This is a genomic window from Paraburkholderia sp. J76, from assembly GCF_905220295.1.
Taxonomy (GTDB): domain Bacteria; phylum Pseudomonadota; class Gammaproteobacteria; order Burkholderiales; family Burkholderiaceae; genus Paraburkholderia.
On record NZ_CAJMZJ010000008.1, the window covers coordinates 73,863 to 98,157 of the forward strand.

Genomic DNA, 24,295 nt, shown 5'->3' on the forward strand with positions numbered 1-24,295 from the left:
GCGCCTTTTTTATCGGCTTTAGAGATCGATGCCGGGGTTATAGCGGCGAAATCGCCGAAGTCCGGGTTCGCCCCGCCGAAGCGCGCGCGGTCTTCGGCGCGCGCTCGGTGTCCATGCCGTTGTGCTCGCCGTCGTGCAGGCTGCCACCCGGCGCGGGCTGCACGGCATCGTAATCGTCCGGCGCAACGCCATTGCGGCCAGCCACGGCCGGGCGCGCCAATCCGTCCTTGACCCACTGCTCGCCAAGCTGACTGTTAGGCGTCTGGCTGAAGTGCTCGACGAGATGGTCGATGAACGTACGCACTTTGGCCGGCAGGTGACGGCGGCTCGGATACGCGACGTTGATCTCCACCTGCGGCAACCGGTAATCGCCAAGCAGCCGCACGAGACGACTGCGCGTCATGTCGCGGCCGATCAGATAGCTCGGCAGGATCGCGATGCCCATGCCGAGCAGCGCGAACTGGCGCAGCATCTCGGTATTGTTCGCCACGATCACGTTGGTCGGGCGCACGCGCACCTCGCCCTCCGGCCCCGTGAACACGCGCTCGTCGCCCCAGTACTCCGAGGGCAGCGAGAGGCTCGGATGCTCCATGAGATGCTCGGGACGCGTGGGCGTGCCGTGCTTTTCCAGGTACGCGGGCGTGGCGCACACCGTCATGCAGCCGGTCGTGAGGCGGCGCGTGACGATGCTTGCGCTGCGCATCTGGCGCGCGGTCACGACGCCAAGATCGAAGCCCTCTTCGACGAGATCGACCTGGCGGTCGACCAGCGTGACGTCGGGGATGACCTGCGGATAGCGCTGCGTGTACGTCTGCAGCACTGGCGCGAGATTGTGGAGCCCGAAGACGACCGGCGCGACGATGCGCAGCGTGCCCACAGGTTCGTGATTGCGCGCGACGACCATCTGTTCGACATCCTCGAGTTCATCGAGAATCTGGCGGGCGCGCTCGAGGTAAACCTGACCCGATTCGGTCAGGGAGAGACTGCGGGTCGTGCGATTGAGCAGACGCGTGCCGAGCCGACCTTCCAGGTCGGCAACATGCCGCGTGGCAACCGCGTTGGAGATATCCATCGCGGAAGCGGCCCGGGCGAAACTGCCGAGGTCGGCCACTTTGACGAATACTCGCATCGACTGCAAATGATCCATGAGACAACTCCTGCCTGTTACTACCCCGCTGTTAATCAGCGGAGGAAACCGCGAATTCTCCTACGACAGCGGAAATCGTGCAGAAGTTGCCTCCGAAGCCCCTATTTTCTTTACGAATTCTTCGACTGCGCCCTAAAATGCATCAACCGATGGTCGATTGTTACCTGGAAAGAAACAATTTTGCGCGTTGCAGCGAGATAGCGCGTTGCGTGACGAACAGACGGCCTCCGCAGTGCAGCAATGCATTCGACCCCGTAAAGGAAATGGCCGCCTCGCGGCGGCCATGCGGTTAGTGAGCGCTCACGTCAAATGCTCATAAAAATGCTCACAAACGCGTTTCCAGCGTCTCGCGAGCGTCCTTCAGCACTTTCGGCAGACCGTGCGCTAGCTTGTCGAACAGTTCGGCGTGGAGCGCGAGTTCGGCGCGCCAGGCGTCGGCGTCCACCGAAATGACCTGCTCGAACTGCGCCTGCGTGAAGTCCAGGCCGCTCCAGTCGAGATCGTCGTAGCGCGGCGACAGGCCGAATGCGTGCTCATCGCCCGTGGCCTTCCCTTCGATACGGCGCACCATCCACTCGAGCACGCGCATATTCTCGCCGAAGCCCGGCCACACGAACTTGCCGTCCTGCCCCTTGCGGAACCAGTTCACGCAGAAAATGCGCGGCACCGTTGCGCCTGAGCCGGCGAGGCGCTCGCCCACGTCAAGCCAGTGGCCGAAGTAGTCGGCCATGTTGTAGCCGCAGAACGGCAGCATGGCGAACGGGTCACGGCGCACCACGCCCTGCTGCCCCGCAGCCGCCGCCGTGGTTTCCGAGCCCATGGTCGCGGCCATGTAGACGCCCTCGGTCCAGTCGCGCGCCTCGGTCACGAGCGGCACCGTGGTCGAGCGGCGGCCGCCGAAGATGAACGCGTCGATGGCCACGCCCTTCGGGTTCTCCCATTCCGGGTCGATCGACGGACACTGCGACGCGGGCGCCGTGAAACGCGCATTCGGATGCGCGGCCTTGCGGCCGGTTTCCTTGCCGATGGCCGGCGTCCAATCGTTGCCCAGCCAGTCGATGGCGTGCGCGGGCGGCTCGTCGGTCATGCCTTCCCACCAGACGTCGCCGTCATCGGTGAGCGCGACGTTCGTGAAGATCACGTTCTCCTTGAGCGTCGCCATGGCGTTGAAGTTGGTCTTTTCGCCGGTGCCCGGCGCCACGCCGAAGTAGCCCGCTTCCGGATTGATCGCGTACAGACGGCCATCGGGGCCGGGCTTGATCCACGCAATATCGTCGCCGATCGTAGTGATTTCCCAACCGTTCATGGCGGGCGGCGGAATCAGCATGGCGAAATTGGTCTTGCCGCACGCGGATGGGAACGCCGCCGCGACGTGATACTTGCGGCCTTCGGGCGAGCGCACGCCAAGGATCAGCATGTGTTCGGCGAGCCAGCCTTCGTCGCGACCCATGGTCGAAGCGATGCGCAGCGCGAAACACTTCTTGCCGAGCAGCGCGTTGCCGCCGTAACCCGAGCCGTAGCTCCAGATTTCGCGCGTTTCCGGGAAGTGGACGATGTACTTCGTCTTGTTGCACGGCCACGGCACGTCCTTCTCGCCGGCCGCGAGCGGCGCGCCCACGCTGTGCACGCACGGCACGAACGCGCCGTCCTCGCCGAGCACGTCGTACACGGCGCGGCCCATGCGCGTCATGATGCGCATGTTCACGACCACGTACGGGCTGTCCGATAGCTCCACGCCGATATGCGCGATGGGCGAGCCGAGCGGACCCATGGAAAACGGCACGACGTACATCGTGCGGCCGCGCATCGCACCCGCGAAGAGGCCGTCGAGCGTCGCGCGCATTTCGGCGGGCGCGATCCAGTTGTTGGTGGGACCGGCGTCTTCCTTGGTGGGCGAGCAGATGAAGGTGCGGTCCTCCACGCGCGCGACGTCCGAGGGATCGGAGCACGCGAGATACGAATTCGGACGCTTCTGCGGATTGAGACGGCGCATCGTGCCGGCCTCGACCATCTGCGCACACAAGCGGTCGTATTCCTCCTGCGAGCCGTCGCACCAGACGATGCGATCCGGCTGCGTATGCGCCGCGATTTTTTGCACCCAGTCGATCAGTTTCCGGTGCCGGACCCAGGCGGGCACCTGCGCGGCGGCCTGGGCTTGGTAGTCGGGATGATTCATCGAGCTGTCTCCATTTTTAGGGCTATAAAAAGAGAATTGGCCCTTTTAGACGCTGCACGCGAGAGGCGCAACTCCTGCGAACCAAACGTTGATGGCAGATCAACATCCGAATCGGTTCGCGCAGTTGGGCAGGTCGTCAAGGTCCGCTAGCCTGGGGTTCGAAACCGTCTGTAAAGCGGCTTGCATCGAAGACCGACAAGCTGTTAAAAGTTGCAAAATCGAGTGGCGAAATCGCGGCTAAATCCCGCGACGAAAACCCTGCGTGCGTAGCGTCAGGCTGGCGCATTTGCAATGCCTGCCGCGGCACGCGGAGCGACGTGAAGGCTCCCTATATTCATACCAGCCTTCACGGCGCTGCATAGTGGGATAACCACCAGATGAACACGGAAGTCGCGCCACGAACGGCGCGATGCAAAACACGCACAACAACCCGCTGCCATGAAAATTGCCATCCTTGACGACTACCAGGACGCCGTCCGCAAGCTCGACTGCTTTCAATTGCTCGCTGACCACGAGGTCAAGGTTTTCAACAACACGGTGCGCGGCCTCGGCCAACTCGCCAGCCGCCTCGCCGAAGTCGACGCGCTCGTATTGATCCGCGAACGCACCCGCATCAGCTCGCAACTGCTCGACAAGCTCCCGCATCTGCGCATGATCAGCCAGACCGGTAGGGCCGGTCCGCACATCGACCTCGACTCCTGCACGGAGCGCGGCATTGCCGTGCTCGAAGGCACCGGTTCGCCCGTTGCGCCCGCCGAACTCACGTGGGCGCTCATCATGGCCGCGCAGCGCCGTATTCCGCAGTACGTCGCGAATCTCAAGCAGGGCGCATGGCAGCAGTCTGGCCTGAAGACGTCGGCGATGCCGCCGAACTTCGGCCTCGGCCAGGTGATGCGCGGCCAGACGCTCGGCATCTGGGGCTACGGCAAGATCGGCCGGCTCGTGGCCGGCTACGGGAAGGCGTTCGGCATGCGCGTGCTGGTGTGGGGCCGCGAACATTCGCTCGAAGCGGCGCGCGCGGACGGCTACGAAGCCGCCGCAAGCCGCGAGGCGCTGTTCGAAGAGAGCGACGTGTTGTCGTTGCATCTGCGCCTGCACGACGACACGCGTGGGATCGTGAAGCAGGAAGACCTGCTGCGCATGAAGCCCACGTCGCTGCTCGTCAACACGAGCCGCGCGGAGCTGATGGAAGAGAACGCGCTGCTCGGCGCGCTCTCGCACAACCGCCCCGGCATGGTCGCGATCGACGTGTACGAGAGCGAGCCGATCCTGCAGGGCTACAGCCTGCTGCGCATGGAAAACGTGATTTGCACGCCGCACATCGGCTATGTGGAGCGCGAGAGCTACGAGCTGTACTTCGGCGCGGCGTTCCGCAACATCCTCGCGTTCGATGCGGGCGACCACGCGAGCGTGGCGAATCCCGAAGCGCTGCAGGGCGGCCGCCGCAAGTAAGCGCGGGGCGCACGGGGCGGCGTGTGCCGCCCTGTCTCGCAGGCGTTCAGGCGTTCGCTGCCGCTTCCATGACCTCGGGCAACCGCGCGAGGAAACGCTCGCCGTCCACGCGGCCGAGGTTGTACGCGTGCTGCATCTGCTGCGGGCTCGTGTAGTCCCAGCTCGAGATCGGCACCCTGGCCGAGGGCTGCACGTAAAGGCGCTGCTGCGTGCCCTGCGCTGCCTGATGGCGCACCACGAACATCTGCGGACGCGGATAGAGCCGCGTCACCATCACCAGCACGTTGCCAGGCGTGTCGTCGAGCGCGCCGACGGGCACGTTGTCGACCATGCCGCCGTCGAGCACCGGACGGCCGTCGCGCCGCAGCACCGGCGTGAACGGCGGCGTACATGACGACTGCAAAATGAGATCGGCCAGATCCTCCACGCTCGCGCACTCCTGCGCCGTCACGAACTCCGGATGAAAGCCGAGCTTACGCCCGAGCGTGGGGTGCAGCGTCTTGCGGATGTGCTTTTCGATGTTGTACGCGATGAGACCTGCCGCCACGGCGCCGCGCGGGCCGAGCCAACGCGGCACATGCGACACGCCGATGCGGATCTCGGGCGCGTCCTGGATCTGCGCGAACGGTTCGCCGTAGATGTCGAGGAGCGCCTGGCGATAGATGCGGTAATGGGGAAACACCGACTCGCCGCGCAGCAGATTGCCCCAGTAGGCGTTGCGCTTGTTATGGCGCAGCGCGTCCTCGTAATAGCGCATGACCCAGTCGGCGTTGCGCGTGTAGAGCATGCACGCGGTGGCCGCGCCCGCCGAAATGCCCGTAATGACGCGCGGGCGAATGCGCAGTTCGGGCTGGACGATGTCCCAGAAGCCCGCCTGCCACCAGCAGCGATTGCCGCCGCCGGCGAAAACCACCTGATCGAACATGCCTTCTACGTCCTTCGAAGCGACCGAAAACGATCGGAAGCGCCAAGCTTAATCGAGCAACGCGTAAGTCGAGGTGGCGTGCACCGCCATCCGGCCGTCTTCGTCGTAGAGTTCTATTTCGCCGAACACCAGATTGCGGCCCATGCGCAGCACGCGCGCCGTCACGGTCACGTCGCCCTTGCGCACGGCGCGCATGAAGCTGGTGTTCAGCGCAACGGTCGTCATGGGCTTGAAACCGCCGAGCGCCGCCGTGATCGCGACGATCATGGCCGTATCCGCCGCGGCCATGAACACCTGGCCGCAGATCACGCCGCCCGAGTGGCGCAGTTCGCCCGAAAACGGCAGGCGCAGCGTGGCGCTGTCTTCCGAGACCTCGACAGGTTTCATCCCGAGCGCGCGCACCCACGGAGCCAGCACGCGCGCAAGCAGCGCGTCGATTGCGTTGTCGTCCATCGTTTGCCTCTGTGGATGCTTGAATCTGGATTGACGCAGGGGTGGCGACATCATACCGGGACAGCCGGGCATTCGCGGTTAATGCGCAAACGCCTGCGCGCGCAGGGTTCGCGCGGCGTCGATACGCTATTTTCAGGAAATTTGCGAAAGGGGCTTGCCAAGTCCCAAAAAGTCCTGCATAATTTCGCTTCTGTTGGGGGCGTTAGCTCAGTTGGTAGAGCAGCGGACTCTTAATCCGTAGGTCGAGTGTTCGAGTCACTCACGCCCCACCAGCCAATTCAGCCAGAAAGCCCGATCCGTGTGATCGGGCTTTTTGCATTTCCCGCCGTGCCGGCTCCCCTGCGCTAACGCCATCTTTCGTCCGCGTCCGATTGATGCGTCAGCGCGTCAGCGAAAGACTTGGCAGCTACATCCGCACAAGCCAGGGACATACCGATGCAGCTCGCCAATCCGCGCGCCTACGTCATCGTCAGCGCGGCGAACAGTCAATTCTTCCCGCTTCTCTCTCAGACGATTGCCTCGATCCGCGATAAACGCGAGGGTGCCCACGCCAACATCATCATTCTCGACGTCGGCCTAACCGAAGACGAAAAAGCAGCGCTCGCGCTTCAAAACGTTGAGACCGTGGCGCCAGGGTGGGACTACAGTTTGTCTGGCACGCTGCCGGACTGGTTCAAATCGATGACGGCGCGCGCACATCTGCCTCGCTGGGTGCCCGGGTACGACCATTACTTCTGGGTAGACGCCGATGCGTGGATTCAGCACTGGAGCAGCGTCGAACTATTTCTCGCTGGAGCGCGCCGCCACGGTTTCGCGATAGCAAGCGAGGCGGATCGAGCCTACACCGAACGCGCAGGCGGCCACCCAGGCGAGCGACTGGATTCCATCATCGAATTGCGCTTTACCCTTTACGAGGCCTTCTTCGGCCACGCCACGGCAGTTCGCCTGAGCGGCTATCCCGTCCTCAATTGCGGCGTATTTGCCGCCAGTGCGCAGTCGCCCGTCTGGGGTCTATGGGACAAACACCTCCTCACCGCGCTCGAAAGCGGGAACGGCAAATACGGGGGCCTGTTCCAGGCGGAGCAGTACGCATTGAACGTTGCGCTATACAGCGAAGGTATCGCGTTCGCGAAGCTCCCGGCGGCGCACAACTGGATGTCGCATCGCGCGTGGCCTGTCGTCGGCCGCGAAGGCTCGCTCGTTCACCCTGATTTTCCGCACGAGCCGATCGGCATCGTACATCGCACCGCAAAGACAAAAAACCTCGGCACGCGGCTCAAGACTATCGACGGAGCGCCCACCGACCGGGGACTCGAATATTGCACGCCCGCCACGTCGGCAACGGCGGCGCACGCCGCTTCATAGCCCTCCGGGCGGAGCTGCCCCCTATTTCACGCGCCTCACATGCCGCGACGCCTGTTTCGGACGCGGCAGCCAGCGGCCGAGCGCCTCGAAGCCGTCGAGCTGGCGCAGCAGCGTGTCGACGGTCGAAAGCTGAACGTGAGTCAAATGGTTTTGCTTCAGAAGCGCGTACAGACGCTTGCGCCAGTACGCGACACCCATCACCGGCATCTCAAAATCGCCGGCCAGCGACGGTGGCATCACACGCGCGATGTGCGCGATTTCCTGTTCGACGAATGTCATGGCCTTCCCCGGTGTTCCTGCCGTGGTTTCTTATCGTATGAAGTACTGTAGAACGCTCCGGGGCCTGCGCCAGCCTACCCGTATGGATAGGTAAAACACGCTCGCCAGAAATTGGGGAAGGAAGCCGGCAGAACCGTCGCCCCGTTGCCCCACTTCGCGCTTCGTCCTTCGTGGGTACCAACGATTCACGCGCCAATCACTTCGGAATCCGAATGAGTGACTCCGAACAAGCTGTCTTACTTTTCGGACTGATCCTATAGGGTTTTTCTGACTAGATGTTGATCATAGTCAGGTCAACTGTTCAACGAGGTAAATCATGATGCACGGTCATCCTGTCGACCGGCTGGTGACAGGCGCAATCGTCGGTGCGCTCGTCACAACGCTTCTGGTCCTGCTTCTGGTCTGGCTGGATATTCCGCCCGAGAAGCATGTCAGCCTGCCGCTCCGGCTTGCCGTGCCGGTCGTAATAGCCGCATGCGCGCTTCTGATCCGGCCCTTGCTGCACAAAACGGTGCTGCGCGACCGGCGCGACCCGATGATGCTGGACGAGGATCTGAACCAGCTACTGGTCGGCCGCGCGCTCGGCGTGGTCGGCGGCTTCTTCTTCGGCATTACGCTCGCAACCCAGATCCTCTAACCGCCCAGCGCTCAGAGGAACGGCTTGCCGTCCACCTGTTCATAGACGACGTTGCCATCGTCGTCTTCGAACTGCTCCAGGTAATTGCGTGCGCCGCACAGCGGGCACCGGAACAAGGGCCCCTGCCCTTCGTTCTTGATCACGACCTCGCTCTGTTCCCACGGGCTGCCGCACGACTGGTTGCGGCAAACGAATGTACTCGACATGCAGACTCTCCTCACTGTTACGGGTGCAAAGCCTACCGCAAGTGCGGCCCGCGCGCCGCAAATCTCCGACTCCCGCCGATATTGCGCTTCTTCGCTGTTCAATTCTTGAGCAGTTGAAGGCGCCCGCTGTTCCGGCGCGGCGCAATCCGCTAATGCCTGCATGGGCCTCGCACCACGCATTTCCGCGACATGTCTGCTCCGTGTGCCGCCCCCGCCCGGCACAAGGCTGCGCTGGCATGGTTCTCGCTTTAGCGAGCCGCGGTAGCGCGGCCACGCCACGCCGCGCGTTCCGTCCATATCGAGATCGAGAACATAGAGGAGCACGGAGATGAATCATGCGGACATGCAATTCCTGACCACCGAATTCCCGTACAAGAAGCAGTATGGCAACTTCATCGGCGGCGAGTGGGTGGCGCCGCTCGGCGGCGAGTATTTCGACGACATCTCGCCCATCACGGGCCACGCGTTCACCTCCATTCCGCGCTCGCGCGAAGCCGACGTCGAACTCGCACTCGACGCCGCACACAAAGCCAAGGCCGCTTGGGGCAAGACGTCGCCAACCGAGCGCGCCAACATTCTCAACCGCATTGCCGATCGCATCGAGCAGAACCTGCACAAACTCGCCGTGGCCGAGACCATCGACAACGGCAAGCCGCTGCGCGAAACGCTCGCCGCCGATATACCGCTCGCCGCCGATCACTTCCGCTACTTCGCGGGCTGCGTGCGCGCGCAGGAAGGCGGCATCTCCGAGATCGATCACGACACGGTCGCCTATCACTTCCATGAGCCGCTCGGCGTGGTCGGCCAGATCATTCCGTGGAACTTCCCGATTCTCATGGCCGCCTGGAAGCTCGCCCCCGCGCTCGCCGCCGGCAACTGCGTGGTGCTCAAGCCCGCCGAGCAGACGCCCGCTTCGTTCCTCGTGCTCGTCGAGTTGATTCAGGACCTGCTGCCGGCCGGCGTGCTCAATGTGGTGAACGGCTTCGGCCTTGAAGCCGGCAAGCCGCTCGCCTCGAACAAGCGCATCGCGAAGATCGCCTTCACGGGAGAGACGACCACGGGCCGCCTCATCATGCAGTACGCGAGCCAGAACATCATTCCCGTGACGCTGGAGTTAGGCGGCAAGAGCCCGAACATCTTCTTCGCCGACGTGCTCGATCACGACGACAGCTATTTCGACAAGGCGCTCGAAGGCTTCGCGATGTTCGCGCTCAATCAGGGCGAAGTGTGCACGTGCCCATCGCGAGTGCTCATCGACGAGAAGATCTACGACCGCTTCATGGAGCGCGCGCTCAAGCGCGTGGCGGCGATCCAGCAAGGCCACCCGCTCGACACGAAAACGATGATCGGCGCGCAGGCCTCGCAGGAGCAGCTCGAAAAAATCCTCTCGTATATCGACCTCGGCAAGCAGGAAGGCGCGCAATGCCTGACGGGCGGCGAGCGCAACGTACTCGCCGGCGAACTCGGCGATGGCTATTACGTGAAGCCCACCGTCTTCCGCGGCCACAACAAGATGCGGATCTTCCAGGAGGAAATTTTCGGGCCCGTGGTTTCGGTCACGACCTTCAAGAGCGAGGAGGAAGCGCTGGAAATCGCCAACGACACGCTCTACGGCCTCGGCGCCGGCGTATGGACGCGCGACGGCACGCGGGCGTATCGCATGGGCCGCGCGATCCAGGCGGGGCGCGTGTGGACCAACTGCTACCACGCCTACCCGGCGCATGCGGCATTTGGCGGCTACAAGCAGTCCGGCATCGGGCGCGAGAACCACAAGATGATGCTCGACCACTACCAGCAGACGAAGAACCTGCTTGTGAGCTATAGCGAGAAGCCGCTCGGGTTCTTCTGATCGCGCTGTTTGCCCTGCGCGTTGCGCGCGGTGTTTTGCGGTCGCGGAACGGCCGCCGCGCGCGACGCTTGTTTCGTTTCATCCTGAGAGGAGCGTCACGAGATGGTCGAACGCGTTACCGCCACGCCCGCCGCGCTCGCGCTGATCGAACGCCTGGTGCGCGAACATGGGCCGGTGCTCTTTCACCAGTCGGGCGGCTGCTGCGACGGCAGCGCGCCCATGTGCTTTCCCGTCGGCGAGTTCATGGTCGGCAACGTCGACGTGCAGTTGGGAGAGATCGGTGGCATGCCGTTCTATATGACCGAGGCGCAATTCGAATACTGGCAACATACACAGCTCATCATCGACGTCGTGCCGGGCAACGGAGGCATGTTTTCGCTCGAACGACCCACGGGCCTGCGCTTTCTCACGCGCTCGCGGCTCTATGACGACGAAGAGAACGCATGGCTGGCGACGCATCCGGTGACGCGTGTGAGTTTGTGACGCTTGAGCGCCCGGCACGTCAAGGGCGTTTCCCGGAGCGCGGTGCTATCTTGGACCGCCTGTAGCCGCGCATTCGCGCGGCAATCGCCCCGGAGACGCCACCATGCAGAACTACGACGTAAAGCTCATCACCCTCGAGCCGATGGACCTGCTCGCCGTCAGCCACGTGGGCCCGTACATGAAGATCGGCGACGCGTTCTACACGCTTGCGCAGTGGCTCAGTGAGCGCAACGTGCGCACGTCGGGCGCGAAGATGGTCGGCATCTACTATGACGATCCCAATACGGTCGAAGAATCGAAGCTGCGCTCGAAGGCGGCGTTGCATCCAGCGCACGAAACCGACGTGGAGATCGTGGCGCCGGTCGAGAAGTTTCAGTTGCGCGGCGGGGAGCACGCGATGGTGCTGCACCAGGGGCCGTATCAGGGGCTGCAACAAGCGTGGATGTGGTTCTACAACGATGGATTGCAGAAGCTAGGCCGCCAGCCGGATTTTTCGGCGCCTTCGTTCGAGGTCTATCTGAATACGCCGGATGAAGCCGCGCCGGACGACCTGAAGACGGAGCTGTATATTCCGCTGGCGTGAGGCGCGATCTGGATCGATTGAAGAGGCCGCCGTGCCGTTTTACGGCGGCATTTTCATTTCCGATGCGAGGGTTCTAAGGTTTTAATAATGTATGTATACGTAAACGTAGTAATAGTTAACAAGTGCCTCGGTATTCTGTGGATAACCCGAGAAAACCATTGAGTAAACAAGGCTGTGGAAAAAACATAACCTTGCGGGCGTTTATGGGACAACACCAGGAAGCTGCTGGCAACTTTTCCACAGTTTGCGCACCGCCGAAGTTATCCCCGATTCATGTACAGTGATTTCCAGGGGTTTTCCGGGGGTTATCCGCTGGAGGCTGTGGATAGTGACGGAGCAAGTAAGAGCGGCCGGGGGTGTGTAGTGAAATGAAAAGGACCCATAGGTTGGAAAACCTATGGGTCCTTTTTCAGCTTGTGCGGCTATGGATAGCGACTGGTAGCTAGCGTTAGCTACTCTACCGATTAAACATCAATATTCCCCGCCCGCAGCGCATTGCTCTCGATAAACGCACGACGCGGCTCGACATCATCACCCATGAGCGTGGTAAAGATGCCATCGGCGGCAATCGCGTCCTCGATCTGCACGCGCAGCAAACGCCGCACAGTCGGGTCCATCGTCGTTTCCCAAAGCTGCCCGGGGTTCATCTCGCCCAAGCCCTTATAGCGCTGCTTCGACACGTTGCGCTCGGCGTCGGCGATCAGCCACTTCATCGCGCTCTTGAAGTCGTTCACGGCCATGCTGCGCTCGCCGCGCTTGATCACGGCGTTCTTGCCGATCAAGCCCTTGAACGTATTGGCCGTGTTCACGAGCTGCTGATAGTCGGCGGTGAGCTGGAACTCCTCGTCGATCACCGACACCTTCACGTTGCCGTGATGGCGGCGCTCCACGCGCAGCGAACGTTGCTCGCGCACCTGGTCGTACATCGGCACCACGGACACTTCGGGCTTCAAAGGATCGTCGCGCAACTGGGCTTCGAGCGCGCGGGCCGAAGTCCCGGTCGACGCCTCGCTAGACAGGTCGATCGCCACGCCGTCCATGATCGCTTCGAGCGCGCGTTCGTCGTACAGGCGCGACAGACGATCCACCACGCCGCGCGCAAGCTGGTACGAGCGCGCGAGTTCGCCAAGCGCGTCGCCGGAAATCGGCGTCGCCCCTTCGTTCGGCACGAGTTCGGAGCCTTGCAGCGCGAGACGCAGCATATGCGCGTTCAGTTCCGAATCGTCCTTGAGATAGCGCTCGTCCTTGCCCGCCTTGAGCTTGTACAGCGGCGGCTGCGCGATATACACGTAGCCGCGCTCGATCATCTCGGGCATCTGGCGATAAAAGAACGTGAGCAGCAGCGTGCGGATGTGCGCGCCGTCCACGTCCGCGTCGGTCATGATGATGATGCGGTGATAGCGCAGCTTCTCGAGGTTGTAGTCGTCCTTGCCGATGCCGCAGCCCAGCGCGGTGATCAGCGTGACGATCTGCTCGGAAGAGAGCAGCTTGTCGTAGCGCGCCTTTTCGACGTTCAGCACCTTGCCGCGCAGCGGCAGGATGGCCTGGAACTTGCGATCGCGGCCTTGCTTGGCCGAGCCGCCTGCCGAGTCGCCCTCGACGATGTACACCTCCGACTTCGCCGGATCCTTTTCCTGGCAGTCCGCAAGCTTGCCCGGCAGCCCCACGCCGTCGAGCACGCCCTTGCGGCGCGTCATCTCGCGCGCCTTGCGCGCGGCGTCGCGCGCACGCGCGGCATCGACGATCTTGCCGCAAATGGTCTTCGCGTCGTTCGGCGTTTCGAGCAGGAACTCTTCGAGCGCCTTCGCCACGACGTCCTCGACCGGCGCACGCACTTCCGAGGAAACCAGCTTGTCCTTCGTCTGCGAGCTGAACTTCGGCTCCGGCACCTTCACGGAGAGCACGCACGAAAGCCCTTCGCGCATGTCGTCGCCCGAGGTTTCCACCTTGGCCTTCTTGGCGATTTCGTTGTCGGCGATGTACTTGTTGATCACGCGCGTCATGGCCGCGCGCAAGCCCGTCAGGTGCGTGCCGCCGTCGCGCTGCGGAATGTTGTTCGTGAAGCACAGCACGCTTTCGTTGTAGCTGTCGTTCCACTGCATGGCCACTTCCACGCCCACGCCGTCTTTCTCGCCGGAGATGTAGAAGATGGTCGGATGCAGGACCGTCTTCGCCTTGTTGATGTACTCGACGAAGCCCTTCACGCCGCCCGCGAACGCGAAATCGTCTTCCTTGCCCGTGCGCTGGTCGGTCAGGCGAATACGCACGCCGTTGTTCAGGAACGAGAGTTCGCGAATACGCTTGGCGAGAATGTCGTAGTGATATTCGACGCTGCCGAAGATGGTTTCGTCGGCCATGAAGTGCACTTCGGTGCCGCGATTTTCCGTGTCGCCGAGCAGTTGCATGGGCGAAACCGTGTGGCCGTCGCGCTCTTCGAGCACGCGGTTCTGCGGCACGCCACGGTGGAATTCCATGAAGTGCTTCTTGCCGTCGCGGCGCACGGTGAGACGCAAAAAGCTCGAGAGCGCGTTCACGCACGACACGCCCACGCCATGCAGACCGCCCGACACCTTGTAGCTGTTCTGGTCGAACTTGCCGCCCGCGTGCAACTCCGTCATCACGATTTCGGCGGCGCTGCGCTTCGGATCGTGCTTGTCGTCCATCTTCACGTCCGTGGGAATGCCGCGGCCGTTGTCGGTGATCGAGATGGAGTTGTCCGCGTGAATCACCACGTGGATGTCGTTACAGTAGCCGGCGAGGGCTTCGTCGATCGAGTTGTCCAGCACTTCGAAGACGAGATGGTGCAGACCGGTGCCGTCCGACGTGTCGCCGATGTACATCCCGGGCCGCTTGCGCACTGCCTCCAGTCCTTCGAGGATCTGGATCGACGAGGCGCCGTAGCTGTTGTCGGGTTGCGAGTTGTTCGTATCAGTCATGGAATTTTCCGGTTCTGCGTACTGCCTGTGTTACTGCTCGAGACTTTTTCAAAAAGCCATAAAAACGCCAAAGGGGCGCAGCGCCCCCTGGTGTTCTTCTTCTGTCGCGCTTTTTAGATGCGCATCGGCATCACCACGTACTTGAATTCCTCGTTCTCGGGAATCGTGATGAGCGCGCTGGAACTGGCGTCGCCAAGGCTCACTTCCAGCGTGTCGACCTTCAGGTTCGCGAGGACGTCGAGCAGATACGTGACGTTGAACCCGATGTCGATGGTGTCGCCCTGGTAGGCGATTTCCAGCTCTTCCTGCGCCTCTTCCTGATCGGCGTTGGTCGACATGATCTTGAGCTGGCCTGGCTCGATGATGCAGCGCACGCCCTTGAACTTGTCGGACGTGAGAATCGCCGCGCGTTGCAGCGAGCGTTGCAGTTCTTCGCGGCCGATCTGGAAGGTGTTCTTGTGCGCCTTGGGGATCACGCGCTGGAAGTCGGGGAACTTGCCTTCCACGAGCTTCGAAACCAGTTCGACCTGGCCGAACGTGAACTTCACCTGCGTCGAACCGATGTCGATCTTCAGCACGTCGTCGATGTCTTCGAGCAGGCGCTGGAGTTCGAGAATGGTCTTGCGCGGGATGATGACTTCCTGGCGCGCGAACGAGCCCTCGATCTTCATCGAGGAGAACGCGAGGCGGTGGCCGTCGGTCGCGACCGCCATGAGCTGGTCGCCGTCCACGACGAGCAGCATGCCGTTCAGGTAGTAACGGATGTCCTGCTGCGCCATGGCGAAATACACCATGCCGAGCAACTGGCGGAACGTCTTCTGCGGCACCGCGAGATTCGCGCCGAAGTCCTTCGCCTGCGCCACCGTGGGGAACTCGTCCGCGGCGAGCGTTTGCAGGGCGAAGCGGCTCTTGCCCGACTGCACGGTGAGGCGCTTGTCGGCGAGCGTGAGCGTGACCTGGCCGTCGGGCATGGCGCGCAGGATGTCGAGCAGCTTGCGCGCGGCGACCGTCGTGGCGACCTGGTCGTTGCCGACGCCGAAGTCGGCGGTCGTGGTGATCTGCAACTCGAGGTCGGTTGACAGGAACGAGACGTCGGAACCGGTTTTGGTGATCAGCAGATTGGCGAGGATCGGCAACGTATGGCGGCGTTCGACAATGCCGCTCACCGTTTGCAGCGGCCTCAGCAGGTTATCGCGTTCGGTCTTGACCAGTTGCATAGAGTTCCTTCGTTGATGTGACGGTCTGCGCGAGCGCCTGGCGCCGGTTTTACCGACGCGACCCACGAATCTGCATGTGGGGTCGGCGGCGTTGGCGCCGCTCAGGCGGTGGATTCAGCACAGGCCGCGGCGTGGTTCCCGCCCCGGACCGCCGGGCGGTTAAACCCATATTGTGCCTGAAAACGGACCACTTCCCTAAATTGGGGGCGATCCGCGAAATAAACAGGGCAAACCCTTTGGGGATATGACGGTTACCCCGCGCATTACCCCTTCAGCGTCTGTTCGAGCACGTGCAGCTCGTGGTTGAGCTGGGCGTCCTTGGTGCGTTCGTCGGCGATCTTGCGCACGGCGTGCAGCACCGTGGTGTGATCGCGGCCGCCGAACAGCTCGCCGATTTCCGGCAGGCTCTTCTGCGTCAGCTCCTTGGCCAGATACATGGCGATCTGGCGCGGCCGCGCGATGTTGGCCGGACGCTTCTTCGAATACATGTCGGCGACCTTGATGCTGTAGAAGTCCGCCACCGTCTTCTGGATGTTCTCGACCGAAATCTGGCGGTTCTGCACCGTCAGCAGGTCCTTGAGCGCTTCCCTCGTCAGCTCGATGGAAATGTCGCGGCCGTGGAACTTCGAATACGCGAGGATCTTGCGCAGCGCGCCTTCGAGTTCGCGCACGTTCGAGCGCAGGTGTTTCGCGACGAAGAACGCCACATCCTCGTTCAGGCTCACGCCTTCCGACTGCGCCTTGCGCATCAGAATGGCCACGCGCATTTCCAGCTCGGGCGGCTCGATCGCCACGGTCAGGCCCGAGTCGAAGCGCGAGATCAGACGGTCGTCGATACCCGAGATTTCCTTCGGATACGTGTCGCTCGTGATGATCACCTGCGCCTTGTTGGCGACGAGCGCCTCGAACGCGTAGAAGAACTCCTCCTGCGTGCGCGACTTGCCGGAGAAAAACTGGATATCGTCGATCAGCAGCAGGTCGAGCGAGTGGTAGTAGCGCTTGAAGTCGTCGAACGCCTTGCGCTGGTAGGCCTTCACCACGTCGGACACGTACTGTTCGGCGTGGATGTAGCGAATGCGTGCGCCCGGCTTGTCGAGCAGGAGCTGGTTGCCGATTGCGTGGATCAGGTGGGTCTTGCCGAGGCCCACGCCGCCGTACAGGAACAGCGGGTTGTACGAGATGCCGGGGTTGTCGGCCACCTGAATGGCCGCCGCGCGCGCGAGCTGGTTCGCCTTACCCGTCACGAAATTGTCGAACGTGAGCACCGGGTTGAGCTTCGAGCGCTCGTAGGTCGGGTCGGGTTCGCCGCTCGATGCGGCCGCGGCCGCGCCCTGGCCCGGGCGCCACGTGCGGCGGCCGGCGGCGGCTTCGTTGGCGTCGAGGCTCGGCAGGTCGAGGTCGGCGGCGTCTTCAACGGTGGCCTGCGCGGCGGCGGTCGACGCCGCTTGCACCATGCCCGCGAGGCCCCTGGCGCCCGACGCGGCCGCCGGTTGCGGCGCGGCGGCAACGGCCGGTGCGGGGGCGCCAGCCAGAGGCGCCCGCGGCGCGGGAGCAGGCGCGACGTTAGGCGCGCGCACGCCGGCCTTGGGGTCGAGGACGAATTGCACGTCGACGGGCGTTTGCCAGAAGTCGCGCGCCAGATCGGTGATCCGGCCCGAAAACTGGCTCTTGACCCAGTCGAGCTTGAAACGGTTGGGAGCGGCTATCTGCAGCGTGTTCGCCGCAGCATCGAAGGCAACCGGGGCCAACGGTTTAATCCACGTCACGTACTGCTGGGGCGTCAGCTCGCGCTCCAGTAGTGCGGAACAGTGTTGCCAGAATTCGTTCATCGAGTTGCTGTGGTCGTTTTGTTTGCATACGTTGCGGTCGCTTCGCTCTTGCCGCGCACACACGCGACAAGGCCCTGACGAGGCGACGGCAAAGGCTCCGGAAGCCCGCGCGGCAAGGGTCTTGCGGCAAGCAGGCGGGCCGGAGCGGCATGCAGGATTCTTGGGATAGGCGAGATTCTAACGCCGAAATACCCTTGCCAGGAAGTTATCCACAGGGACGGATCAACGCACGTTCGTTCGTGCCCCCTCTGCCGTCAACACGGGCGCCGCGCCGCCGTGCCAGAAGGTTCGATGGCCTAACCTATTGACGGCCAACGAAAAAGCGGCTTAAATAGCGGGTTCCTCGAAAACCAATCCCTAGTACCACCGGCCATTGCCTTTTTCCGCGATGCTCGCCGCGGTCGAAACTCAACAGTGAGAGCAACATGAAACGTACTTTCCAACCTTCCGTTACCCGTCGCAAGCGTACCCACGGTTTCCGCGTGCGCATGAAGACCGCTGGTGGCCGCAAAGTGATCAACGCACGCCGTGCGAAGGGTCGCAAGCGCCTCGCCGTCTAAGCCGGGCAGCATCGCTATCAGCGAAATCACGGGTAGCGGCCCGCTCGCGAACACGGCGAACAGGACGACCCCGGTAACTGATCGGGGCGTCATGCCGTCGCGAACGCAAGCCGCTTTTCCGAAAGCCGCAAGGCTACTGAAAACGGATGAGTTCTCATCCGTTTTTCGTTTGCGTCCCTGGCGCCGCACCGGGCACTTCGTCGTGTACGGCCGGCCCACGGGCAACGAGGCGCGGCTCGGACTCGTGATCGGCAAGAAATACGCACCGCGCGCGGTCACGCGCAACCTGGTGCGCCGTATCGCGCGCGAAGCGTTTCGTGTGCGCCGCGCGCAGTTCGAGGGTTTCGACCTGCTGCTGCGCCTGCATACGAAGTTCGACCGCAAGGCGCTGCCGGGCGCGTCTTCGCCGGGACTCAAGGCTTTGTGCCGCGGCGAAATCGAGACGTTGCTCGAAAAGGCCGCGCGCGAAGTCATGCGGCGCGGTGGCGCTGCGCCTGCGGCATCTGCGCGCACGCCTTGCGCAACGCAGGCCGCAACACCAGGTGGGGAAACGGCGCGTGCCCAGGCCGGTCCTGATTTGCCGCCGGACCACGGCAGTTCCCGCGCGTCATGAGCGCGGCGCGAGAGTCCGGCCTGTCCGGCGCAGACGCCGCGCAAGCGGCACGTGGTTCGTCATCGAGCGCGGCGCAGCCAGGCCGCAACGCCATGCAAACGGTATTGATCGCACTGCTGCGTTTCTACAAGCTTGCCGTGAGTCCCCTCCTCGGCAGCCGGTGCCGTTTTTATCCTTCCTGTTCGGATTACGCGCGCGAGGCAATCCAGTATCATGGCGCCGCGCGTGGGACTTACCTCGCCGCGCGGCGGCTGTGCCGCTGCCATCCGTTTTCGGCGGGCGGTATCGATCTCGTCCCGCCTGCATCTCCGAAAAAGCGCTGACGCGCCATTCCATCGACACTGAGACAACGCATGGATATCAAACGCACCGTCCTATGGGTCATCTTCTTCATGTCGGCTGTCATGCTGTACGACAACTGGCAGCGCGACCATGGACGCCAGTCGATGTTCTTCCCGAACGCGACGCAAACGCAGACGCAAACCGCCGCCAACGGCCCGGCGCCCGGTAGCGCCGCCAATGGCGCGTCCGACCTGCCGGCGGCTGCGCCCGCCGCGGGCCAGGCGCCGACGAACACCGCCCAGCCGGCTGCAGCCGCGGCGCAGCTCGTCCATTTCCGCACCGACGTCTACGACGGCGTGATCGACACGCGCGGCGGCACGCTCGTGAAGCTTTCGCTCGTCAAGGAAAGCGCCGACGGCAAGGGTCCCGACCAGTACATCACGTTGTTCGATCACACGAACGACCACACGTACCTGGCGCGCTCGGGCCTGCTCGGCGGCGACTTCCCGAACCACAACGACGTGTTCACGGCCACCGACGGCCCGCGCGAGCTGACCGGCGACGCCAGCTCGTTCCAGATCGCGCTCCAGTCGCCCGAGAAAGGCGGCGTGAAGGTCACGAAGACCTACACGTTCACGCGCGGCAGCTACGTGATCGGCGTGGACTGGAAGGTGCAGAACGTCAGCGGCGCACCCGTTTCGCCGACGCTCTACATGGAAATCGTGCGTGACAGCGAGCCGGTCGAAACGCCGCGCTTCTCGCACACGTTCATCGGGCCGGCGGTGTACTCGAACGAGCATCACTTCCAGAAGATCACGTTCGGCGACATCGACAAGAACAAGGCGGACTTCGTCACCCAGGCCGACAACGGCTGGATCGCGATGGTGCAGCACTACTTCGCGACCGCGTGGATTCCGCAGCAAGGCGCCAAACGCAGCATCTACGTCGAGAAGTTCGACAACTCGCTCTACCGCGTGGGCGTGAAGCAGCCGCTCGGCACGATCGCGCCGGGTGCGACCGACAACGTGCAGGCACGCCTCTTCGCGGGTCCGCAGGAAGAGCGCATGCTCGAAGGCATCGCGCCGGGTCTGGAACTCGTGAAGGACTACGGCTGGGTGACGATCATCGCCAAGCCGCTCTTCTGGCTGCTGGAGAAGATCCACAGCTACGTGGGCAACTGGGGCTGGTCGATCGTGCTGCTCACGCTGCTCATCAAGGCCGTGTTCTTCCCGCTTTCCGCCGCCAGCTACAAGTCGATGGCACGCATGAAGGAAATCACGCCGCGCATGCAGGCGCTGCGCGAGCGCTTCAAGAGCGACCCGCAGAAGATGAACGCGGCGCTCATGGAGCTGTACAAGACGGAGAAGGTGAATCCGTTCGGCGGCTGTCTGCCGGTGGTGATCCAGATTCCGGTGTTCATCTCGCTGTACTGGGTGCTGCTCTCGTCGGTGGAAATGCGCGGCGCGCCATGGATTCTCTGGATTCACGACCTTTCGCAGCAGGACCCGTTCTTCATCCTGCCGGTGCTGATGGCCGTCTCGATGTTCCTGCAGACGCGTCTGAACCCGACGCCGCCGGACCCCGTCCAGGCCAAGATGATGATGTTCATGCCGATCGCGTTCTCGGTCATGTTCTTCTTCTTCCCGGCGGGCCTCGTGCTGTACTACGTCGTGAACAACGTGCTCTCGATCGCGCAGCAGTACTACATCACGCGCATGATGGGCAAACGCAAGACGAAAGCAGCCTGAGCGCCGTGGCGGCAGTCGCGCCGCCACGTGAATCAAGGCTCAAGAAAAGCCGCCCGGTGTGAACCGGGCGGCTTTTTTCATGTTGGGAGCGCCATTCCTTGACGGCGCAGAGCGCGGCGTTCGTGCGCGCGCGCTAATTCTTGTCCGCGTCGCCGTAGAATTGGGCGACCAGCTCTTGCACGAGATAGCGGTGATGCGCGCTGAGCGACTCGATCTTCGAGGCCAGTTCGAGCGTTTCCTCGGAAACCGGATATTTTTCGTCAGGCTTGCGCGGCCGCGGTACGGCTGAACCCGAATTCCCCGGCGGACCGTAGTGGAGCCAATGAATGTCCACGTCGAACCATTTCGCGAGCGTCTCAAGCTTGTCGTGCGTGGGAATGGTGCGACCGCTCAGCCATTTGTGCGCGGTTTGCGGCGAAACCGGATGCTCACCGTGGTGGCGCAGGTTGAAGCGGTTAGCCAGATCGGTACTGCCGCGCAGTTTTTCGGGCGCGCGCTTCATCGCGAACTTAAGACGTTCTGCGAAGGCGGCTTTTTCGTTGGAGGTCGGCATGGGCCAGATTGTGCAGCCCGAATTTGCCGAAGATGACAACCAATTAGGCTACATATAGCGTATTTAAGTGATAATTCGCTTGCAATTGGCCGTCTTATGACCTCGGTCGAGGTCCCCGCAACTTCCCTTATGCGCGGGATGTTACCGGAATCACATACTCCTGAATCCCGAATTCCAACGGCCTTCAATAGGACCAATCTTATCTAATTCAAGATAAAGCAAGACAAGTCCGACGGCGTACCCAGCGGGAAAACGCCTGGGCTGGCGCGTTACAATGCCTCGCGTTTTACGACTGCTCACGCGACATCTGTCGGTCCCTATACTCGCCGCCGCAGTCGATCCCCATTCCAGCCTTGCTCCACGGTCCAGGTCCATCATGCTCGCCACCGATTCCGATCCCATCGTCGCCATCGCCACTGCGCCCGGACGCGGCGGGATCGGGGTCGTGCGCGTTTCGGCCGGGCGCGCCGGCGCGGCGGCCACCGTTGCGTTGATGCAGGCTCTCACGGGCCAGCACCTGGTGGCGCGCCACGCGAGTTACGTGCCCTTCCTCGACGGTGCGGGCACGGTGCTCGACCGGGGAATCGCGTTGTCCTTCCCCGCTCCGCATTCGTACACCGGCGAGCACGTGCTCGAACTCCAGGGTCACGGCGGCCCGATCGTGCTGCAACTCGTTTTGCAACGCTGTATCGAAGCCGGCCGCGACTTCGGGCTGCGCCTCGCCGAGCCTGGCGAATTTACGCGGCGCGCGTTCCTCAACGACAAACTCGATCTGGCCCAGGCGGAAGCCGTGGCCGACTTGATCGAGGCGAGCACGGAAGCGGCGGCGCGCTCGGCCGGCCGCTCGCTCGACGGCGCGTTCTCGCGTGACATCCACGCGCTCGTGGACGACGTCGTCACGCTGCGCATGCTCGTCGAAGCAACGCTCGATTTCCCCGAAGAAGAGATCGACTTTCTGGAGGCCGCGGACGCACGCGGCAAGCTCGCGCGCATTCGCGAACAACTCGACCACGTGCTCTCCGAGGCGCGCCAGGGCGCGCTGCTGCGCGAGGGACTTTCGGTCGTGCTCGCGGGACAGCCCAACGTGGGCAAATCGTCGTTGCTGAACGCACTGGCAGGCGCGGAACTCGCGATCGTGACGCCCGTTGCCGGCACCACACGCGACAAGATTTCCCAAACTATCCAGATCGAAGGCATTCCGCTGCATGTGATCGATACGGCGGGTTTGCGCGACACGGAGGACGAGGTCGAGAAGATCGGCATCGAGCGCACGTGGAGCGAAATCGGCCGCGCGGACGTCGTGTTGCACCTGCTCGATGCGCGTACGGGCATGAACGCCGAAGACGAAGCGATTGCCGCGCGCTTTCCCGCTGGCGTGCCGGTGGTACGCGTGCTCAACAAGACCGACCTGACCGGCGCGGCGCCCGAAGTGGCAAAGCATCGAGCCGGGAACGGCAGCGAAATCTGCGAGTTGCGTCTTTCGGCGAAACAAGGCGACGGCGTGGGGCTGCTGCGCGCCGAGCTGCTGCGCATTGCGGGCTGGCAGGCGGACGCGCAGAGCGTCTATCTCGCGCGCGAGCGGCATCTCATCGCGCTGCGCGCCGCACGCGAGCATCTCGCGCATGCGGCGGCCCACGCCGACCAGAACTCGCAATTGCTCGATCTGTTCGCCGAAGAACTGCGTCTCGCACAAGAATCGCTGAATTCGATTACCGGCGAGTTCACTTCGGATGACCTGCTTGGGGTGATTTTTAGCCGGTTTTGTATTGGGAAATAACGGGGAAGTCGATAGCCGCCGATCTAAGTGTTGGCACTCTCCGCGCGGAAGTCGCCGAAACCGATCTTGCGCTTAGAGAACTCGGCGACCCGCTCCATTCTCCCACCCCCTGGAACAATCCCTTCGACGTGCGAGGGTTAACCCTCGCAAGCAATCCTCCTAGACTTTCGCTCATCGGATGCAGACACCTTGTCGCGCCGAACCAAAAGCCAAGGAGGTAGTTAGCATGAAGTCCCTGATCCAGACCGTTGCCGTTGCCGTTGCTCTCATCGTGCCGGTGGCATCGTTCGCGCAATCGAGCGCGCCCGTCACCCGCGCCCAGGTGCGCGCCGAACTCGCGCAGCTCGAGAAGGCGGGCTGGCGTCCGGGCGCGGGAGCAGACCCGCACTATCCCGACGATCTTCTCGCCGCCGAAGCCCGGGTCGCGGCCGCGAACGGCGCCACGAGCGGCTATGGCGGCGCGGCAACCGGCAACTCCGACGCGGGCCGCCCCGCGGTAGCCAAGGCCGACTGGAACGCAATGTATAACCATCCGTAACACGCGATATCGCTGAAACGCCTGCGATGATTTACTCGGGGCGATTCGCATACCTAAACGAATACCTCCGCCGTCGTTCACTCGATGGCTTCGCCCGGGCCTGACGGCCCGGGCGCTTTTTTCGGCGCCTTTGCGCACCACGAGGTAAATGCAACATCATTTAGTTCGTAGTGCGACATATTAAAATAATAATCTGACATTGCATTCAGGAGCGCTTCGACTGTTCGAAACGCTAACGCCAGTTTCTCTGCATCCAGGCCGCACAACATTCACTGCAGGCCGCTGTAATTTGCGGACACACATCGTTGCTTTTCCAAACCCTGGCCTCGCTATGGCTCGCCGACAATCAGCGATATAGGAGAACGACGATGAAAACACTCTTCTGCGCGATTGCCCTTGTTGCCTTGTCGGCAGGCCTCACCGGTTGTGTGGTGGCGCCGCCATACGCGTACGCGCCCGCGCCTGCGCCGGCCTATGGCTATGCGCCGGGTTACTACGCAGCGCCGGCTGTCGATATTGGTGTTGGCGTTGGCGGCTATTACGGGCACGGCTGGCGACATTAAGGGGACCGTAACAAGCCGCTTGAAAGGTTAAGGTTTCCTGAAAACTTGACCTATCCGATGTGATAGCTGTACACGCGCCACCGTCGAACTAAAGTGGCGACACAGGCTTTCACAAAACGTTGTG

The 24,295-nt window shown here is 62.9% G+C and carries 23 protein-coding genes and 1 tRNA gene; 14 read left to right on the top strand and 10 right to left on the bottom strand.

Annotated elements, in window-relative coordinates; translation table 11 throughout:
- Positions 1-37 precede the first annotated feature (37 nt).
- Complete coding sequence (locus tag U5768_RS16890) at positions 38-1,147, bottom strand: LysR family transcriptional regulator (protein WP_322031551.1); 1,110 nt, start codon at positions 1,145-1,147, stop codon at positions 38-40.
- Between the two features lie 325 nt (positions 1,148-1,472).
- Positions 1,473-3,323 (bottom strand): phosphoenolpyruvate carboxykinase (GTP), encoded by a 1,851-nt coding sequence (locus U5768_RS16895; RefSeq protein ID WP_322031552.1) that lies wholly within the window; start codon positions 3,321-3,323, stop codon positions 1,473-1,475.
- A 438-nt stretch (positions 3,324-3,761) separates the two neighbouring features.
- Between U5768_RS16895 and U5768_RS16900 the strand changes: the two genes are divergently transcribed.
- Positions 3,762-4,775: a D-2-hydroxyacid dehydrogenase family protein gene (locus U5768_RS16900; RefSeq protein WP_322031553.1), complete on the top strand. Its 1,014-nt coding sequence runs from the start codon at positions 3,762-3,764 to the stop codon at positions 4,773-4,775.
- Between the two features lie 46 nt (positions 4,776-4,821).
- Here U5768_RS16900 and U5768_RS16905 read toward each other — a convergent pair whose 3' ends face one another.
- Entirely contained in the window at positions 4,822-5,700 is an 879-nt protein-coding gene (locus tag U5768_RS16905) for a patatin-like phospholipase family protein (protein ID WP_322031554.1), read from the bottom strand.
- A gap of 48 nt (positions 5,701-5,748) precedes the next feature.
- A complete protein-coding gene (locus tag U5768_RS16910) occupies positions 5,749-6,153 on the bottom strand; it encodes a PaaI family thioesterase (RefSeq protein WP_322031555.1) in 405 nt (134 codons plus the stop codon).
- 196 nt (positions 6,154-6,349) lie between these two features.
- Here U5768_RS16910 and U5768_RS16915 point away from each other — a divergent pair.
- Both U5768_RS16915 and U5768_RS16920 read left to right on the top strand, forming a co-directional pair.
- Positions 6,350-6,425 (top strand) — tRNA-Lys (locus tag U5768_RS16915).
- A gap of 163 nt (positions 6,426-6,588) precedes the next feature.
- Entirely contained in the window at positions 6,589-7,518 is a 930-nt protein-coding gene (locus U5768_RS16920; RefSeq protein WP_322031556.1) for a hypothetical protein, read from the top strand.
- Positions 7,519-7,539: 21 nt separating this feature from the next.
- On the opposite strand, the gene U5768_RS16925 is transcribed toward U5768_RS16920, so the two are convergent.
- Positions 7,540-7,797, bottom strand: coding sequence for a hypothetical protein (locus U5768_RS16925; RefSeq protein ID WP_322031557.1), 258 nt, complete (start codon positions 7,795-7,797; stop codon positions 7,540-7,542).
- 316 nt (positions 7,798-8,113) lie between these two features.
- Here U5768_RS16925 and U5768_RS16930 point away from each other — a divergent pair, with 316 nt between their 5' ends.
- Positions 8,114-8,434, top strand: coding sequence for a hypothetical protein (locus U5768_RS16930; RefSeq protein WP_322031558.1), 321 nt, complete (start codon positions 8,114-8,116; stop codon positions 8,432-8,434).
- Positions 8,435-8,445: 11 nt separating this feature from the next.
- Here the strand turns inward: U5768_RS16930 and U5768_RS16935 are convergent, their stop codons facing one another.
- Positions 8,446-8,640 (bottom strand): hypothetical protein, encoded by a 195-nt coding sequence (locus U5768_RS16935; protein WP_322031559.1) that lies wholly within the window; start codon positions 8,638-8,640, stop codon positions 8,446-8,448.
- A 328-nt stretch (positions 8,641-8,968) separates the two neighbouring features.
- Here U5768_RS16935 and adh point away from each other — a divergent pair, with 328 nt between their 5' ends.
- The 3 genes from adh (at position 8,969) to U5768_RS16950 (ending at position 11,555) form a co-directional block, all read left to right on the top strand.
- On the top strand, positions 8,969-10,489 hold the full coding sequence (gene adh, locus U5768_RS16940) for an aldehyde dehydrogenase (protein ID WP_322031560.1): 1,521 nt from the start codon (positions 8,969-8,971) through the stop codon (positions 10,487-10,489).
- A gap of 102 nt (positions 10,490-10,591) precedes the next feature.
- Positions 10,592-10,972 carry a DUF779 domain-containing protein gene (locus tag U5768_RS16945; RefSeq protein ID WP_322031561.1) on the top strand — a complete coding sequence of 127 codons (381 nt, stop codon included), beginning with the start codon at positions 10,592-10,594 and terminating at the stop codon, positions 10,970-10,972.
- 103 nt (positions 10,973-11,075) lie between these two features.
- Positions 11,076-11,555, top strand: a complete 480-nt coding sequence (locus tag U5768_RS16950; protein WP_322031562.1) for a GyrI-like domain-containing protein — start codon at positions 11,076-11,078, stop codon at positions 11,553-11,555.
- Between the two features lie 464 nt (positions 11,556-12,019).
- On the opposite strand, the gene gyrB is transcribed toward U5768_RS16950, so the two are convergent.
- From gyrB to dnaA, 3 genes are all read right to left on the bottom strand, one after another.
- Complete coding sequence (gene gyrB / locus U5768_RS16955; RefSeq protein ID WP_322031563.1) at positions 12,020-14,491, bottom strand: DNA topoisomerase (ATP-hydrolyzing) subunit B; 2,472 nt, start codon at positions 14,489-14,491, stop codon at positions 12,020-12,022.
- Positions 14,492-14,604: 113 nt separating this feature from the next.
- A complete protein-coding gene (gene dnaN / locus U5768_RS16960; RefSeq protein WP_028203240.1) occupies positions 14,605-15,708 on the bottom strand; it encodes a DNA polymerase III subunit beta in 1,104 nt (367 codons plus the stop codon).
- Between the two features lie 263 nt (positions 15,709-15,971).
- A complete protein-coding gene (gene dnaA, locus U5768_RS16965; protein WP_322031564.1) occupies positions 15,972-17,537 on the bottom strand; it encodes a chromosomal replication initiator protein DnaA in 1,566 nt (521 codons plus the stop codon).
- 425 nt (positions 17,538-17,962) lie between these two features.
- On the opposite strand from dnaA, the gene rpmH reads away from it, so the two are divergent.
- The 4 genes from rpmH to yidC all read left to right on the top strand — a co-directional run bounded on the left by rpmH (position 17,963) and on the right by yidC (position 20,740).
- Entirely contained in the window at positions 17,963-18,097 is a 135-nt protein-coding gene (rpmH, locus tag U5768_RS16970; protein WP_026120950.1) for a 50S ribosomal protein L34, read from the top strand.
- A gap of 91 nt (positions 18,098-18,188) precedes the next feature.
- The gene (gene rnpA / locus U5768_RS16975; RefSeq protein WP_415913920.1) at positions 18,189-18,710 is read left to right on the top strand and encodes a ribonuclease P protein component; all 522 of its coding nucleotides are present in this window, start codon (positions 18,189-18,191) and stop codon (positions 18,708-18,710) included.
- A 92-nt stretch (positions 18,711-18,802) separates the two neighbouring features.
- Positions 18,803-19,033, top strand: a complete 231-nt coding sequence (gene yidD / locus U5768_RS16980) for a membrane protein insertion efficiency factor YidD (protein ID WP_042266160.1) — start codon at positions 18,803-18,805, stop codon at positions 19,031-19,033.
- A gap of 30 nt (positions 19,034-19,063) precedes the next feature.
- On the top strand, positions 19,064-20,740 hold the full coding sequence (gene yidC, locus U5768_RS16985; RefSeq protein ID WP_322031565.1) for a membrane protein insertase YidC: 1,677 nt from the start codon (positions 19,064-19,066) through the stop codon (positions 20,738-20,740).
- Between the two features lie 133 nt (positions 20,741-20,873).
- On the opposite strand, the gene U5768_RS16990 is transcribed toward yidC, so the two are convergent.
- Positions 20,874-21,293, bottom strand: a complete 420-nt coding sequence (locus tag U5768_RS16990; protein WP_322031566.1) for a transcriptional regulator — start codon at positions 21,291-21,293, stop codon at positions 20,874-20,876.
- Positions 21,294-21,669: 376 nt separating this feature from the next.
- Here U5768_RS16990 and mnmE point away from each other — a divergent pair, with 376 nt between their 5' ends.
- From mnmE to U5768_RS17005, 3 genes are all read left to right on the top strand, one after another.
- Complete coding sequence (mnmE, locus tag U5768_RS16995; protein WP_322031567.1) at positions 21,670-23,070, top strand: tRNA uridine-5-carboxymethylaminomethyl(34) synthesis GTPase MnmE; 1,401 nt, start codon at positions 21,670-21,672, stop codon at positions 23,068-23,070.
- Between the two features lie 226 nt (positions 23,071-23,296).
- Positions 23,297-23,608, top strand: a complete 312-nt coding sequence (locus U5768_RS17000; RefSeq protein ID WP_322031568.1) for a DUF4148 domain-containing protein — start codon at positions 23,297-23,299, stop codon at positions 23,606-23,608.
- Between the two features lie 368 nt (positions 23,609-23,976).
- The gene (locus U5768_RS17005; protein ID WP_322031569.1) at positions 23,977-24,171 is read left to right on the top strand and encodes a hypothetical protein; all 195 of its coding nucleotides are present in this window, start codon (positions 23,977-23,979) and stop codon (positions 24,169-24,171) included.
- Positions 24,172-24,295: the final 124 nt, after the last annotated feature.